Genomic DNA, 12749 nt, shown 5'->3' with positions numbered 1-12749 from the left:
TATTCTCCAATTCAACGAGACCAACTGTGTGTGGCTTGCCTGCGATAGCGGGGTGTCACTCACGCATAAGCCAACTGACCCACCGCCATCGCAGGCAAGCCAGCTCCCACGCTGATCACAATCCGCGCAAACCGCTCAATCACCGGCTGCTCCCGATGCTCGGCCTGCCTTAAGTCATAGGCACTTTGCATCGACAACCATTGCTGGGCGATATGTCGGAATAGGATGGAGTTACTGTAGGCGAGTTCTGAGTTTGGAATAGGCGGGTTTGCAGGCCGCAGTGGAGTGGCTAGTTTCTGCACTCCTCACTGCCAGCAAGGATTCGCAAATGGCCGTACCGTTAATGCCGCCGGGTGTTTCACTTCTCGAAAATATGGCGACAGCCAAGTGCAAGGGCACTCATCTCTAGTCTTCAATTATGGTGCTACAGGCACGGTGCTGGGCATTCCCGAGCATGTTCTGTTACGGGCAGCAGGTGTCGCTCAAACATTCGCAAAAACCACCAAGCCGGAATTTGGCTCATGGTGGGGCGGTGACCCTTTTGGCGATGATCCTCGAGATCAATATTGGATAAGGAGAGGTATCGAGTATGCAATTTCTCAGGGCTACTAAGAGCCTCTTGCCGGTCCTGCGCAACTGCCTGCTGGTGGCCTGCCTGATTTATATCGGGGGCAATTGGATCATGTCATCCGGTACCCCGGATTTGGACGAAGTGGTTTTGAAACACTCCTTAGGCAACGGCAGCTCAATTTATGGAGCACGTGACGGTCAGGGCGGCGCGACAGTGGGGTTTTCCTACAGGTACTACGTTTATAAGGACTTAGGTAGTGATCGGGCAATACTGACAGCGCTGGTTTCGGCACATCCCTTTTTGAAAACCAAAGAGCCTGATGTCCAAGTGACTCGGGTGGATGGCGTCATCCACCTCATTGTCCGTGGGGAGGTTTATGAGTACCGCAGCTATCCGCTTGAAGGTTTGGGGGCTGTGAGCATCGACATGAAGTTGTAGGCCGGCCGGCTTCGGATTTTTCCCGCAAGATTTTGGGCAGTGCATGAACTTGTCGCGTGCAGCCAGCGCGCCTAGTCTTCGTCCCGTCATCGCAAAAAACGGTGACACGGACGTGCAAGTCCGGTTACATGTCGGCGCACCTGCGCCCATAGCCATTCAACGGGCGTTTTTTATGCCTGCTGTATTTGTTATGGCGGCTGTGCGTGGGAGATCCCTTGGGGTCTGCCGGGGTCCGATATGCCCGGTCTTGCACACCTGCGTACAGCTGCCACCTTATTCGCGTGCAAGTGAAAGAGGGCAGTATCCATCACATATCGGAGCTGTAAATCATGGTCAAACCTACCCCCAATCCGCCCCTTTTCACCGTAACCCCCCACCAAGACACCGAAACCCTGCTGGTTAACGCCAGCGAGACCCTGTCCTCCCTGAGCGCACTCACCTGCAACTTGGCCTTCGACCTGGACACCTCCCAGCGCGCAATCATGCTCGGAATCCAGCAAATGGCAGCGTTGGGGCAGTTGTTGGTTGATAGAGCGTTGGAGCACGGCAGCCCATCGCCGGAATCTTAAAGCGGTCTCAAATAGGGACTGATCGTTAACAAGCGCCACCGAGCAAATGGAATGCCGGGAACAGTTTTGTGCAGCGGGTGGTGCAGCAGGACAAGATCAATCTGATTGGGGGCAACCCATTGGAACCCACGGATGGACAGCAAGGCAAACCTGGAGAATCTGCAACGTAGCGGCGGCTTGAAGGCTGAGCCGCCGGATCGCAAAGAGTGTGATGGGCTGATGCGTTCAGCCAGGGATCGGTTGAAGGGTGCCGGCAATCCACAGTGATCATTCGCCAGCCGTTTTGACCGGGCTTAGAACGCTGCTCATGCTATCGCCCTTACGGCCTTGCGCTTGCAAGGGTATCGCTCGGACAAACGTTACCAGTTGATTGACAGCACGATCACACTGCAGGGAAACGTGGAGGACCTGTTGGCCAGCTATCAGTGAGAATGACTCGGTCAGAACGTTGGAGGGGGCGTCCTGGGGAATTGCGGCGAGTCGCGGATCACTTGCTCGCCCCATCGTAAAGATCCTCGCCCCACTGCCGATAGCCAATGGAGTTTTTCGACAGAAGTATCGACGCAATGTGGCTTTTGGATGGATTTGCCTGGCTCTACAACCTCAACCGTTTTACCGGCACGCTGCTGATGTGGTTTGGCGTGCTGGTGTTCACTGCGGTGGTAACCATGAACGTGCAGTCCAACCGGGGGAAGCTGTGGGGCTTTATGATTGCCACCGCAGGCGCGGTGTTTATTCTGGTGTACCTCGAAAGCCTCAAGCTGATCGGTGCCGATAAGGCAATCAAAGGCGTTGTGAGTAATTTCGTGGTCATGACCCTGGGCGGTCTCGGGTCGGGTCTGCTGGCGGTGGCGATTTCTCAAGGACCCACACCGGAAGAGGATAAACAGGCTCGTGGGTTTATCCGTGATCGTCTGCTAGATGCGCTTGAGTACGCTTTTGTGTATGTCGCGATCTGCTCGTTCACCCTGTTCGCGGTCTGCCTGCCGCTCAACCTGCTGGGGTGGCCTCCGGTCGGCGAGCATGACCTGCTGAGCCTGCTGATTGTGTGTCTGGGCGCATTGTTGGGTTACGCGATAGCGTCCCGCCCCAGTCGCTTGAGAAACTGGGAGCAAGTGGGTGCTTGCGCGCTGGTGGCGTTGCTCGTGCTGCTGTTACCGGTTTACGCGCAGGCGCTGTCAGGGCTGTGGGATTGGAGTTGGGCGGCCGTGTCGGGGTTGCACGTTTTTGCGGCGTTGGCGTTTTTCAGGACCCTATGGTTCCATCGCAGCGAATGGCGCAGGGTCTGAACGCCCGTGTTGATTGAGTCATCATTAACCCAAGCGTAACAGTCCAGCGTCCAGCTTGATTGATGGCTCCCTCAATCGCTCCTAAGGTAAGCCCACGACAGCAAATCCGTGGAGCGACCATGACAACAACAAAAACCCCCGACTCGCGCTGGACGCGGCGGCGCGACGAGAAGCAGCGGCGGCTCGGGCTGGTCAAAAAGTACGCAGACGGGGCCGTGCTGCCCAGCGACAAGATCGTGGAGGCGCTCGAAGCGCTGATCCTCCCCGGCGACCGCGTCGTGCTGGAAGGCAACAACCAAAAGCAAGCCGACTTCCTCTCGCGCTCCCTGGCCAAGGCCGATCCCGCCAAACTCCACGATTTGCACATGATCATGCCCAGTGTCGGCCGTTCCGAGCACCTGGACCTGTTTGAAAAGGGTATCGCGCGCAAGCTCGATTTCTCCTTCGCCGGCACCCAATCCCTGCGCATCAGCCAGTTGCTGGAAGACGGCTTGCTGGAAATCGGCGCGATCCACACTTACATCGAACTCTACGCACGGCTGGTGGTGGACCTGATCCCCAACGTGGCGCTCTCCGCCGGTTTCATGGCCGACCGCGCCGGCAATATCTACACGGGCGCCAGCACCGAAGACACCCCGGCGTTGATTGAACCCGCTGCCTTTAGCGATGGCATTGTCATCGTGCAGGTCAACCAGTTGGTCGACGACGTCACCGACTTGCCCCGTGTCGATATCCCGGCGAGCTGGGTGGATTTTGTGGTGGTGGCCGACAAACCCTTCTACATCGAGCCTTTGTTCACCCGCGACCCGCGCCATATCAAGCCGGTCCACGTACTGATGGCGATGATGGCGATCCGCGGCATCTACGAAAAACACAATGTGCAGTCGCTCAACCATGGCATCGGCTTCAACACCGCCGCCATCGAATTGATCTTGCCCACCTACGGCGAATCACTCGGCCTGAAGGGCAAGATCTGCCGCAACTGGACCCTCAACCCGCACCCAACCCTGATCCCCGCCATCGAAAGCGGCTGGGTAGAAAGCGTGCATTGCTTCGGCACCGAACTGGGCATGGAGAACTACATCGCCGCACGGCCAGACATTTTCTTCACTGGCCGCGACGGCTCGATGCGCTCCAACCGGATGTTCTGCCAGTTGGCGGGCCAGTACGCGGTGGACCTGTTTATCGGCGCCACCCTGCAAGTCGACGGTGACGGCCATTCCTCTACCGTGACCCGTGGCCGTCTCGCCGGTTTTGGTGGTGCGCCGAACATGGGCCACGACCCGCGCGGCCGTCGCCATGGCACGCCAGCCTGGCTCGATATGCGCCACGGCGACGCCCCCGAAGCTTTGCTCGAACGTGGCAAAAAGCTTGTCGTGCAAATGGTCGAGACCTTTCAGGAAGGCGGTAAACCGACCTTCGTCGACACCCTCGACGCGGTGGAAGTGGCGCGCAAAAGCCGCATGCCGCTGGCACCGATCATGATCTACGGCGACGACGTGACTCACCTGCTCACCGAAGAAGGCATCGCCTACCTGTACAAGGCACGATCCCTTGAGGAGCGCCAGGCGATGATCGCCGCCGTCGCCGGGGTGACCGCCATTGGCATGCGCCACAACCCCAAGGACACCGCACGCATGCGCCGCGAAGGCTTGATCGCCTTGCCCGAAGACTTAGGCATCCGTCGCACCGACGCCACCCGCGAGTTGCTGGCCGCCAAAAGCGTGGCTGACTTGGTGGAGTGGTCCGGTGGCCTGTACAACCCGCCCGCCAAGTTCAGGAGCTGGTAAATGCGCGCCCTCAAACTGCATGAACTGAGCCTGGCTGAACGCCTGGCGGATATGGCCGTCGATGCGCTGATCGATGAGGCTGACTTGTCGCCAAAACCTGCGTTGGTCGACCGGCGTGGCAACGGTGCCCACAGCGATTTGCACTTGGGCCTGATGCACGCCTCGGCGCTGTCGCTGTGGCCGATGTTCAAGGAAATGGCGCAAGCGGCTATCGAATTCGGTGAGGTCGGTTTGCCCCTGCGCGAAGCGCTCGGGCGCATTGGCCGTGAAGGGGAGCTGGCGATGCTCGCTACCACCGACGGCGTGAATACCCATCGTGGTGCGATCTGGGCCCTTGGCTTGCTGACCGCAGCGGCAGCCCTGCAACCACGCTCCATAACGCTGACCGCAGCCAGATTAGCCTTGCTCAACGACCGCTTCGCGCCCCAGCCCATGAGCCACGGCGCCCAGGTAGCCCAACGCTACGGCGCACGCGGCGCCCGCGAGGAAGCGCAACTTGGATTCCCCTCCGTGATGCAACGTGGCCTGCCGCAACTGCGCAAAAGCCGCCAGCAAAATACCGGCGAACAGAACGCTCGCCTGGATGCGTTGCTCGCGATCATGACTGACCTGGCCGACACCTGTGTGCTCTACCGCGCGGGTATCGAGGGGCTGAACGCCATGCAAAAAGGCGCTCAAGCGGTGTTGGACGCCGGTGGCAGCGCAAGCCTCGCTGGGCGTCGCAGCTTGCACGAACTGGACAACCAGTTGCTGGCCCTGAATGCCTCCCCCGGTGGTGCTGCCGACCTGTTGGCCGCCTGCCTGTTTATCGATCGCCTCGACGGAGCGTTGTGATGGAAACCTTATCCTTTGAATTCCCCGCCGGGCAGCCGCCAAAAGGCCGCGCGCTGGTGGGTTGTGTCGGCTCGGGCGACCTGGAAGTGCTGCTGGAACCAGGCACGCCGGGCACGCTGACCATCCAGGTGCAGACCTCGGTGAATGGCGCCGAGCACCGCTGGCAGCATCTGTTCGAACGCATCTTTCAGGAGCAGACGCCACCGGCGTTGAAGATTGATATCCACGATTTCGGCGCGACCCCTGGCGTGGTGCGTTTGCGTCTGGAACAAGGCTTTGAGGAGGTGGGTCATGACTGACTTGCTCGCTAAACACAGCTTTGTTGAATTGGGTGCGCGGCAGCGGGCAAAGGCGCTGCTGGATGCAGGTTCCTATCGTGAATTGATCGACCCGTTCCAGCGCGTTATGTCGCCGTGGCTCAGCCGTCAAGGCGTGGTGCCGCAAGCCGATGACGGCGTGGTGATCGCCAAGGGCAGCATCGCTGGCTTGCCGGTGGTGATCGCGGCGATTGAGGGCAATTTCCAGGGCGGCAGCCTGGGTGAAGTCGGCGGTGCAAAAATCGCGGGCGCTCTGGAGCTGGCGGCTGAAGACAATCGCAAGGGCATTCCCACCCGCGCAGTTCTGCTGCTGGAAACCGGTGGCGTGCGCTTGCAGGAGGCCAACCTGGGCCTGGCGGCGATCGCGGATATCCATGCAGCGATTGTCGATCTGCGCCAATACCAGCCGGTAATCGGCGTGGTGGCGGGCAGTGTCGGTTGCTTTGGCGGTATGTCGATTGCGGCCGGGCTGTGCAGTTACCTCGTTGTCACCCGTGAAGCGCGCCTGGGCCTGAATGGCCCGCAAGTGATCGAGCAGGAAGCCGGCCTGGAAGAATACGACTCCCGCGACCGGCCTTTCATCTGGAGCCTTACCGGCGGTGAGCAGCGCTTCAACAGCGGCCTGGCCGACCGTTATGTGGCAGACGATGTGGCGCAGATTCAGCAGACCGTCAGCGCACTGCTGCAACAAGGCCTGCCCGCCCGGCAACGCAGCCGTCAGGCCGACTATTACCTGGCGCGCCTGGCCGAATTGGATACCACGCCGCAAATCGAACCGGCGACGGTGCGCGAGCTGTATCAAGGAGAACGCTCATGAGAGGCTTGCAGTGGTTCAATGCATTGAGCGTCGGCGCGACGCCTGTTGCGGGTTTGCCGGATTCTCTGAAAGTGGCCGACGGCGTAGTGGGCGAACACGCCGTGCGATTTCTGGCCGTGGTCACCGACGAACACAATCGCTTCCCCCGCGCACGCAGTGGCGAAGTCGGGTTGCTGGAAGGTTGGGGTCTCGCTAAAGCGGTGGATGAAGCCATCGAGAAGGGCGACAAGCGCCCGCTGATCGCTATCGTCGATGTGCCGAGCCAAGCCTACGGCCGTCGCGAAGAAGCCCTCGGCATCCACCAGGCCCTGGCCGCCGCCGCCGACAGCTACGCCCGCGCCCGACTGGCCGGGCATCCGGTGATTGCGCTGCTGGTGGGCAAGGCGATGTCCGGAGCATTCCTCGCGCACGGCTATCAGGCCAACCGCCTGATCGCGCTGCGTGACCCTGGTGTGATGGTGCACGCCATGGGCAAGGCCTCGGCGGCGCGGGTGACCCTGCGCAGTGTCGAAGAACTGGAAGCCCTGGCCGCCAGCGTACCGCCGATGGCGTATGACATCGACAGTTATGCCAGCCTTGGTTTGTTGTGGGAGACCTTGTCGGTCAGCCAGATTGAACAGCCCACGTCGGACGACGTGGCGCGGGTCAGCGATTGCCTGGTGAGTGCGATCAAGGCTATCGGGGGGAGTGATTTGAGCGGGCGTCTCGGTGCAACCAATCGCGCTGCGTCCAGCCATGTTCGGCAACTGCTGCGGGAACAATGGTGAACGCGCACGACCTGCTCTGGGGCATGACCCCGGCGCACCTGCCCGCTGATGCACCGGCCTGGGCGGTGGAGGTGATCGGCGCCGGTCACCCGGTGGTGGTGCGTCGCGCCATTACCCAGCCGGGCCTGGTTGCAGTGGGTGTGCGCGGGCGTGTGCGTGAGCAGCGGCTTGCCGCCGAGATGCCCATCGCTGCGCTGCAGCGGCGCGTAGTTCCGGAAGCTTTGTGCGGCGTGGTGTCGACACGGAACTTGCCCGCATTGCGAGCACTTGCGTCGCTGCAGACGGTACTGGCGAACGAAACCTGGGGCGTCACTGGCAGCGCAGGCTTCGAACTGGCCACGGGTATTGAAGCGCTGCATGCCCTGAGCGACCTGGATTTGATTTTGCGCACGCCCGAGCCATTGGCGCGAGGTGATGCTGAGGATCTGCTGGCGATTCTCGACACTGCGGAGTGTGCCGTGGACCTGCAACTGCAAACCCCTTTCGGTGCAGTCGCCTTGCGCGAATGGGCGAGCGGGTCGCGCCGTGTGCTGCTCAAAACCGTCAGCGGTGCGCACCTTGTGCTTGATCCATGGCAGGCCGTGGCATGAGCAGCCTTCTCGTGTTCCCCGGCCAGGGCGCCCAACGCCCAGGCATGCTCCAGGCGTTGCCGGCCGCTGTGTTGGAGCAAGCCAGCGATGCCTTGGGTGAGGACGTTCGCGCCTTGGATTCGGCGCAAGCCCTGGCGAATACCCGCGCCGTTCAGCTTTGCCTGTTGATCGCTGGCGTGGCCTATGCGCGCTTGCTGCAACACACCCCGGATTATGTTGCGGGCCTGTCTATCGGTGCCTATCCGGCGGCGGTGATCGCAGGCGCGCTGGACTTCAGCGACGCAATCAAACTGGTCAGCCTGCGCGGTGAGCTGATGCAAAACGCTTATCCACAGGGCTACGGAATGACCGCCCTGATTGGCCCGGAGTTTTCCACAGTCGACCCTCTGTTGGCCGATATCCACAGCCCCGAAACCCCGGTGTACCTGGCCAATATCAACGCCGACAACCAAACCGTGATCGCTGGGAGCGACGACGCCATGAAGCAGGTCGCCAGCCGCATTAAAGGTAACGGCATCGCCAAACGCCTGGCCGTCAGTGTGCCGTCGCATTGCGCGTTGCTGGAGCAGCCGGCCAGGGTACTGGCCGAGGCATTCGTTACGCTCAAGGCGCCACGCATCACCTACCTGAGCAGCACCCGCGCGCGGCCTATCCACAACCCGGAACAGCTACGCGATGACCTGGCCTTCAATATGTGCCGCGTCGTCGACTGGCGCGGCACCGTGCAAAGCGCCTATGAGCGCGGCGTACGCCTGCAGATCGAACTGCCCCCGGGCGCCGTGCTCACCGGCCTGTCGCGCCGTGTGTTTGAACAAGGCACGGTGATCGCCTATGAAGGCGCCCGCCTGGATACCTTGCAAGCCTTGCTGCAAGAGGAGGAACGCCGCCACCGATAAAGCACCACCCAAGGCTGTCGAAGCACAAAAACAACAATTTCGATCGAGCACTTTGAGGACAACAACAATGATTATTTACGGTGTGGCGTTTTTGGCGCTCTGTACGTTGGCCGGCCTGTTCGTCGGTGAGCTGCTGGGCAAATGGATGGGCATTCCGGCCAACGTCGGCGGGGTGGGTATCGCCATGTTGCTGTTGATCGGGCTGGGCAGTTACCTCGCCAAGCGCGGCTTGTTTACCGGTAAATCGGAGCAGGGCGTGAGCTTCTGGGCGGCCATTTATATCCCGATCGTGGTGGCCATGGCTGCCCAGCAAAACGTCTACGGTGCAATCAGTGGCGGCCCGATGGCGATTCTGGCTGGGGCACTCGCGGTGGTGCTGGGCTTTGCCCTGGTGCCAGTGCTTATGCGCATCGGCAACCGTGAGCCAAGCGCGGTTGTTCCCACCAAAGAAGCCGGGTGATTGCCATGTACGAATCGATGATGAAAGTGATCACTGGCTACGGCCTGATCAGTGGCTTTGCGGTAATCGGGCTGACCATGTGGGTCTCTTACTGGATCTGCGACACCTTCACCAAAGGCCGCCTGCACGGCTCGGCCATCGCTATTTTGTTGGGGCTGGTGCTGTCTTACGTGGGCGGTGCGTTTACCGGTGGCTCCAAGGGGGTGGTGGATATTCCGTTTTTGTCGGGTATCGGCCTGCTGGGCGGGGCGATGCTGCGCGACTTTGCCATTGTTGCCACGGCGTTTGGCGTGAGTGTCGATGAGCTGAAACGGGCAGGATACGTCGGTGTATTGGCGTTGTTCGTGGGCGTGGGCTCATCGTTCATCGCGGGCGTCGGGGTGGCCATGGCGTTTGGCTACACCGATGCCGTGAGCCTGACCACCATCGGCGCCGGCGCCGTGACGTACATTGTCGGCCCGGTGACCGGTGCGGCGATTGGCGCCAGTTCCGAAGTGATGGCACTGTCGATTGCCGCCGGGTTGATCAAGGCCATTCTGGTGATGGTGATGACGCCGTTCGTTGCCCCGCTTATCGGCCTGAATAATCCGCGCAGCGCGGTGATTTTCGGCGGGCTCATGGGCACCTCCAGCGGTGTGGCTGGCGGCTTGGCGGCAACCGACCCGAAACTGGTGCCTTACGGTTGCCTGACCGCGGCGTTTTATACCGCGTTGGGCTGTTTGTTGGGGCCTTCGCTGTTGTTTCTGATCATGCGCGGGTTGGTGGGTTAGCGCCCCGATTGGCATACATCCGACACTCCGCCAACAGCGCGAGCAAGTTAGGGTCGCGCTCCTTGGCCTTCAAGAACACCACGCCAATCTGCTGCTGCAACCGATACCGTGGTTGCAGCGGTATCAGCTTCACGCGGTTCTCATACACCGCCGCAATCCGCCCCGGCAGCAGTGCATAACCCACCCCTGAACTGACCATGCTCAGCAGCGTAAAGATGTCATTCACTTGCATCGCCACCTTTGGCTCGAACCCCGCCTGCTTGAACACCCGGTTGCCGTCCTGATGGGTGGCAAAGCCCTGGGTGAGGGTGATGAACGTGGCGTCGCGGACGTCGGCCAGGTCAATTTCCTGCTCGCGGTCGAATGGTGATTCGGCGGGAGTGGCGAGGAAAATGTCGTCGGTAAACAGCGCGATCTGTTCGCAGTCGGGCTCGTTGGCGTGCTCATCCAGGGAGATGAGGATCGCGTCCACCTCCATGTTCTTGAGCTTGTAGAGCAGGTCGAAGTTGGAGCCCAGGATCAGGTCGATGTTGAGTTCGCTGCGACGGATTTTCAGGCCCATGATCAGCTGTGGCACGGTCTTCACCGTGAGCGAATACAGCGAGCCGAGCTTGAAGCGTTCGGCGGAGAAACCAGCGGCCTCGCGGGTCAGGCGCACACTGTCGACCACATCGGCCACCAGTTTCTGTGCACGCTCTTCCAGTACGTAGGCGCTTTCCAGCGGGGTGAGGTTGCGCCCTTCGTGTTTGAACAGCGGGCAGCGCAGCGCATTTTCCAGTGAGTGGATGGCGCGGTGCACGCTGACGTTACTGGTTTGCAGCTCGGCGGCGGCGCGGGCCAGGTTGCCGGTGCGCATGAACGCCAGGAAGATTTCGAGCTTTTTGAGGGTGAATTCTTCGTCGATCAGCATGGCCGTAGGCTCTTGTTCGAATGCCGACAATTGTGCCCGCAAAACCGCCCGGCGTCGCCGGAACGTCATAAGCCGCTTGCACTCTGATGCGCAAGGCTGGACGCTTGCCTGCCAGTCGTTAACGCTTACGGGAGGGCAGTGACAGATGTACCACGGGGAACGATTCAACGCCTGGAGCCATTTGCTCGGTGCAGTCGCGGCGTTTGTAGGCGCAGTGTGGATGTTGGTGGTGGCGAGCCTGGATGGCAGCCCCTGGAAGATCGTCAGCGTGGCAATTTATGGTTTTACGCTGCTGGTGTTGTACAGCGCGTCCACCGTGTATCACAGCGTGCAGGGCCGCCGTAAAGAAATCATGCAGAAGGTTGATCACTTTTCGATCTACCTGTTGATCGCCGGCAGTTACACGCCGTTTTGTCTGGTGACCTTGCGAGGGCCGTGGGGCTGGACGCTGTTCGGCATCGTGTGGGGGCTGGCGGTGATCGGCATCCTGCAAGAGATCAAGCCGCGCTCCGAGGCGCGCATCCTGTCGATCGTGATTTATGCGGTGATGGGCTGGATCGTGCTGGTGGCGGTCAAGCCGCTGATCGCCGCGCTGGGCACGGCAGGGTTTACCTGGCTGGCGGCGGGTGGGGTGCTGTACACCGTCGGCATCATATTTTTTGCCTTGGAGGACCGCCTGCGGCACTCCCATGGGATCTGGCATTTGTTTGTGATTGGCGGCAGCCTGCTGCACTTTGTGGCGATCATGCATTACGTGCTCTAACAGACAACACATTTGATCCTCGTTGTTTTGAAAATCGGCTTTTCACAGCCGTTCCAGCAGCTCTCGGGCGCGGTGGCCGAAAATCTCCAGCAGATTAGCCAGCATATGCGGCGGCGGTTCATCGGCGCGGGTCAGGGCGTACAGCGTGATCGGCAGCGGCGGAGTGAGCGTGCGGATGCAGGTGGCGGCGGTCGAAGCACCGAGCGCGGTGAAGGGGTCGATCACCGTGAGGCCGGCGCCGGATTCCACCATCGCACGGGCCAACGAGTAGGTTTGTACGGAGATCGTCACTCTTGGCGGCGGGTCGACGTTTTCCAGGTAGCTGTCGAGTTTTGCCGCCAGCGGGTCGGCGCTGGAAAGACCTATCAGCGGCGTGCCCGCCAGATCAGCCAGGGGCAGCGGGTTGCTCAGCTCGGCATCAGACCAATAGCCTTTGGACGCCAAGGCCACCAACACCCCGTTGGCCAGCACTTGCGTGGTCAGCCCTGGATGGCCAGAGAAGTTGAGCGTCAGCGCCAAGTCAATCTCACGCATCAGCAGCTTCTGCACCAGCTCGCGGCTGTGGTCGCTGGACAACTCGCAGGCCATGTCCAGGTAGTCGCGTTTCCACTCCAGGATTGCTGGCGGCAGCAGTGACAGGGCCAGCGCCGGGATCGCGCCGATGCGCACACTCTGGCCCGGTTCACGGCGCAAACTCTTGGCCAGGCGCCGTACGCCTTGCAGGCTTTCGGTGACTTTCTCCACTTCGCTTTCCAGCGCCAGGGCTTCCGGCGTGGGCTGCAACTTGCCGCGCACGCGCAGAAACAGCGGGAAGCCCAGTTGCAATTCCGCGTGCTGCAACACCTTGGTCACCGCCGGTTGTGACACATGCAGCAGTTGCGCGGCGGCGCTGACGGAGCCGGTCTGGCGGATGGCCTGGAAGATTTCGATATGACGCAGGCGCATGGCAGGTCCATAACCTTTATTTA

The 12749-nt window shown here is 60.9% G+C and carries 16 protein-coding genes and 2 pseudogenes; 16 read left to right on the top strand and 2 right to left on the bottom strand.

Going from position 1 to position 12749, the window contains the following annotated elements; translation table 11 throughout:
* Positions 1–285 precede the first annotated feature (285 nt).
* The 15 genes and pseudogenes from AACY52_RS19085 (at position 286) to madM (ending at position 10108) form a co-directional block, all read left to right on the top strand.
* Positions 286–612 (top strand): polymorphic toxin type 44 domain-containing protein, encoded by a 327-nt coding sequence (locus AACY52_RS19085; protein ID WP_339560707.1) that lies wholly within the window; start codon positions 286–288, stop codon positions 610–612.
* Positions 590–1009, top strand: coding sequence for a hypothetical protein (locus AACY52_RS19080; RefSeq protein ID WP_339560706.1), 420 nt, complete (start codon positions 590–592; stop codon positions 1007–1009). Before AACY52_RS19085 ends, AACY52_RS19080 begins: the two co-directional genes overlap by 23 nt.
* Before the next feature lie 329 nt (positions 1010–1338).
* On the top strand, positions 1339–1578 hold the full coding sequence (locus AACY52_RS19075; protein ID WP_339560705.1) for a DUF6124 family protein: 240 nt from the start codon (positions 1339–1341) through the stop codon (positions 1576–1578).
* Positions 1579–1622: 44 nt separating this feature from the next.
* Positions 1623–1748, top strand: a pseudogene (locus tag AACY52_RS19070) (transcriptional regulator); the annotation flags it as partial.
* Positions 1711–1941, top strand: a pseudogene (locus AACY52_RS19065) (hypothetical protein); the annotation flags it as partial. The pseudogenes AACY52_RS19070 and AACY52_RS19065, both read left to right, overlap by 38 nt.
* 203 nt (positions 1942–2144) lie before the next feature.
* The gene (locus AACY52_RS19060) at positions 2145–2867 is read left to right on the top strand and encodes a hypothetical protein (RefSeq protein ID WP_339427655.1); all 723 of its coding nucleotides are present in this window, start codon (positions 2145–2147) and stop codon (positions 2865–2867) included.
* A 119-nt stretch (positions 2868–2986) separates the two neighbouring features.
* Complete coding sequence (gene mdcA / locus AACY52_RS19055; protein ID WP_339560704.1) at positions 2987–4657, top strand: malonate decarboxylase subunit alpha; 1671 nt, start codon at positions 2987–2989, stop codon at positions 4655–4657.
* Complete coding sequence (locus AACY52_RS19050) at positions 4658–5491, top strand: triphosphoribosyl-dephospho-CoA synthase (protein WP_339469692.1); 834 nt, start codon at positions 4658–4660, stop codon at positions 5489–5491.
* Positions 5491–5790, top strand: coding sequence for a malonate decarboxylase subunit delta (locus AACY52_RS19045; RefSeq protein WP_339415277.1), 300 nt, complete (start codon positions 5491–5493; stop codon positions 5788–5790). Before AACY52_RS19050 ends, AACY52_RS19045 begins: the two co-directional genes overlap by 1 nt.
* Positions 5783–6625 (top strand): biotin-independent malonate decarboxylase subunit beta, encoded by an 843-nt coding sequence (locus AACY52_RS19040; protein ID WP_339415278.1) that lies wholly within the window; start codon positions 5783–5785, stop codon positions 6623–6625. Before AACY52_RS19045 ends, AACY52_RS19040 begins: the two co-directional genes overlap by 8 nt.
* Positions 6622–7392, top strand: a complete 771-nt coding sequence (gene mdcE / locus AACY52_RS19035) for a biotin-independent malonate decarboxylase subunit gamma (protein ID WP_339415279.1) — start codon at positions 6622–6624, stop codon at positions 7390–7392. The genes AACY52_RS19040 and mdcE overlap by 4 nt, the downstream gene beginning before the upstream one ends.
* A complete protein-coding gene (locus AACY52_RS19030; RefSeq protein ID WP_339415280.1) occupies positions 7386–7982 on the top strand; it encodes a malonate decarboxylase holo-ACP synthase in 597 nt (198 codons plus the stop codon). The genes mdcE and AACY52_RS19030 overlap by 7 nt, the downstream gene beginning before the upstream one ends.
* Complete coding sequence (gene mdcH, locus AACY52_RS19025; protein WP_339415281.1) at positions 7979–8878, top strand: malonate decarboxylase subunit epsilon; 900 nt, start codon at positions 7979–7981, stop codon at positions 8876–8878. The genes AACY52_RS19030 and mdcH overlap by 4 nt, the downstream gene beginning before the upstream one ends.
* Before the next feature lie 67 nt (positions 8879–8945).
* Entirely contained in the window at positions 8946–9338 is a 393-nt protein-coding gene (gene madL / locus AACY52_RS19020) for a malonate transporter subunit MadL (protein WP_339415282.1), read from the top strand.
* A gap of 5 nt (positions 9339–9343) precedes the next feature.
* Positions 9344–10108: a malonate transporter subunit MadM gene (gene madM, locus AACY52_RS19015; RefSeq protein ID WP_339415283.1), complete on the top strand. Its 765-nt coding sequence runs from the start codon at positions 9344–9346 to the stop codon at positions 10106–10108.
* Here madM and AACY52_RS19010 read toward each other — a convergent pair.
* Complete coding sequence (locus AACY52_RS19010) at positions 10086–11018, bottom strand: LysR substrate-binding domain-containing protein (RefSeq protein ID WP_339415284.1); 933 nt, start codon at positions 11016–11018, stop codon at positions 10086–10088. The two genes, madM and AACY52_RS19010, sit on opposite strands and share 23 nt — an antisense overlap.
* A gap of 145 nt (positions 11019–11163) precedes the next feature.
* Here AACY52_RS19010 and AACY52_RS19005 point away from each other — a divergent pair, with 145 nt between their 5' ends.
* Positions 11164–11781, top strand: coding sequence for a hemolysin III family protein (locus AACY52_RS19005; protein WP_339415285.1), 618 nt, complete (start codon positions 11164–11166; stop codon positions 11779–11781).
* A 42-nt stretch (positions 11782–11823) separates the two neighbouring features.
* On the opposite strand, the gene AACY52_RS19000 is transcribed toward AACY52_RS19005, so the two are convergent.
* Positions 11824–12726, bottom strand: coding sequence for a LysR family transcriptional regulator (locus AACY52_RS19000; RefSeq protein WP_339560703.1), 903 nt, complete (start codon positions 12724–12726; stop codon positions 11824–11826).
* Positions 12727–12749 lie beyond the last annotated feature (23 nt).

The organism is Pseudomonas sp. EA_65y_Pfl1_P113, from assembly GCF_963970525.1.
GTDB lineage: Bacteria > Pseudomonadota > Gammaproteobacteria > Pseudomonadales > Pseudomonadaceae > Aquipseudomonas > Aquipseudomonas tritici.
This window is presented reverse-complemented; position numbering and strand designations above follow the sequence as displayed.

What these genes read in the sequence shown, in the direction of transcription:
- AACY52_RS19080 (WP_339560706.1), top strand. Translation starts at nt 590, where the DNA reads ATGCAATTTCTCAGGGCTACTAAGAGCCTCTTGCCGGTCCTGCGCAAC.
- AACY52_RS19075 (WP_339560705.1), top strand. Translation starts at nt 1,339, where the DNA reads ATGGTCAAACCTACCCCCAATCCGCCCCTTTTCACCGTAACCCCCCAC.
- AACY52_RS19060 (WP_339427655.1), top strand. Translation starts at nt 2,145, where the DNA reads ATGTGGCTTTTGGATGGATTTGCCTGGCTCTACAACCTCAACCGTTTT.
- mdcA (WP_339560704.1), top strand. Translation starts at nt 2,987, where the DNA reads ATGACAACAACAAAAACCCCCGACTCGCGCTGGACGCGGCGGCGCGAC.
- AACY52_RS19050 (WP_339469692.1), top strand. Translation starts at nt 4,658, where the DNA reads ATGCGCGCCCTCAAACTGCATGAACTGAGCCTGGCTGAACGCCTGGCG.
- AACY52_RS19045 (WP_339415277.1), top strand. Translation starts at nt 5,491, where the DNA reads ATGGAAACCTTATCCTTTGAATTCCCCGCCGGGCAGCCGCCAAAAGGC.
- AACY52_RS19040 (WP_339415278.1), top strand. Translation starts at nt 5,783, where the DNA reads ATGACTGACTTGCTCGCTAAACACAGCTTTGTTGAATTGGGTGCGCGG.
- mdcE (WP_339415279.1), top strand. Translation starts at nt 6,622, where the DNA reads ATGAGAGGCTTGCAGTGGTTCAATGCATTGAGCGTCGGCGCGACGCCT.
- AACY52_RS19030 (WP_339415280.1), top strand. Translation starts at nt 7,386, where the DNA reads ATGGTGAACGCGCACGACCTGCTCTGGGGCATGACCCCGGCGCACCTG.
- mdcH (WP_339415281.1), top strand. Translation starts at nt 7,979, where the DNA reads ATGAGCAGCCTTCTCGTGTTCCCCGGCCAGGGCGCCCAACGCCCAGGC.
- madL (WP_339415282.1), top strand. Translation starts at nt 8,946, where the DNA reads ATGATTATTTACGGTGTGGCGTTTTTGGCGCTCTGTACGTTGGCCGGC.
- madM (WP_339415283.1), top strand. Translation starts at nt 9,344, where the DNA reads ATGTACGAATCGATGATGAAAGTGATCACTGGCTACGGCCTGATCAGT.
- AACY52_RS19010 (WP_339415284.1), bottom strand. Translation starts at nt 11,018, where the DNA reads ATGCTGATCGACGAAGAATTCACCCTCAAAAAGCTCGAAATCTTCCTG.
- AACY52_RS19005 (WP_339415285.1), top strand. Translation starts at nt 11,164, where the DNA reads ATGTACCACGGGGAACGATTCAACGCCTGGAGCCATTTGCTCGGTGCA.
- AACY52_RS19000 (WP_339560703.1), bottom strand. Translation starts at nt 12,726, where the DNA reads ATGCGCCTGCGTCATATCGAAATCTTCCAGGCCATCCGCCAGACCGGC.